Origin of the sequence: Collinsella aerofaciens (assembly GCF_005844325.1) — a bacterium.
Taxonomy (GTDB): Bacteria; Actinomycetota; Coriobacteriia; order Coriobacteriales; family Coriobacteriaceae; genus Collinsella; species Collinsella aerofaciens_G.
In genome coordinates, this window is sequence record NZ_SPFY01000060.1 from 1 (window position 1) to 1,161 (window position 1,161).

Genomic DNA, 1,161 nt, shown 5'->3' on the forward strand with positions numbered 1-1,161 from the left:
ACAGACACTATGACCCAATCCGAGGGCACTAAAAAGATAGGAGCCCCCGCTCGTGGCCGCGGGTCGGGGCTGCGACAATGATGTTGAAGTGCCATAGGCGCAGCCGCGCCGCAACGAGGTTGGGAGGCTCCCATGCCAAAGTATTCTACCGCGTTCGGGATGGACGTCCACCTGAGGTCGACCACCGTCTGCGCCCTCGACGCGGACACCGGCGAGGCCGTGACGAGGAGGTTCCCCGGCAACCCCTGGGGCGAGATCGCCGGGTGGATGGATGGGTTCCCCGGGCCGTCGCTCGCGGCCTACGAGAGCGGCTACCTCGGCTTCGCCCCGCAAAGGGAGCTCGCCGGGCTCGGCGTCGAGTGCGTCGTCGCCGCGGTCTCGAAGATCCCCAGGTCGGCCGCCGACTCGGCCTCCAAGAACGACAGGAACGACGCCGCCAGGATGGCCAAGGCGATACTCGCCCACGACATCTCCCCCGTATGGGTCCCCTCCCCCGAGGTCGAAGGCATCAGGGACCTCGCCGGCGCCTACGACGGGGCGACCGCGCGCCTGGCGACCGCCAAGCAGCGGCTGCTCGCCTTCCTCGCAAAGCGGGGGTTCGTCTACGGCGGCACCACGCCCGCCGGCAACCCGAGGAAGTACTGGACCTACGACTTCCTGAGGTGGCTCGACAAGGTCAGGCCGGAGGACGATGGCGGGGTTCGGACGCTCGCCGCCCTGAGGAACGAGGTCGAGGCCGCGGCGGAGGCCCGGGCGGACCTGCTCTCCGAGTACAGGGCCGCCGTGGATGCCAGCCCGATCGCCGCGGAGGTGGCCGCCCTCCAGTCGATCAAGGGCTGCGCCTTCGCGCTGGCCGCAGCCTTCTCGGCCGAGGTCGGCGACTTCGCGAGGTTCCGTTCCGGAAGGCAGGTCACGGCCTATTTCGGCCTCGCGCCGAGTCAGAGGTCGAGTGGCGACTCCGTGCGGCTCGGAGGCATCAGCGGTGCGGGCAACGCGCTCGTGAGGAAGCTGGCCGTTGAGGGTTCATGGTGCTACGCCGCGGCACGGCACCAGCCGAAGCTCATGCCGAGGGACACGGGCGTGCCCCTCGAGATAAGGATGCACGGGAGGAAGGGGTCCGAGCGGCTCCTGCGGCGGCGCGAGGAGATGCTCGCCCGCGGC

At 69.9% G+C, this 1,161-nt stretch carries 1 protein-coding gene; it reads left to right on the top strand.

What is annotated here, in order from left to right; genetic code table 11:
- Positions 1 to 132: 132 nt before the first annotated feature.
- Positions 133 to 1,161 (top strand): IS110 family RNA-guided transposase (locus FGQ61_RS09555; RefSeq protein WP_138375374.1); only part of this gene is annotated, 1,029 nt, incomplete at its 3' end.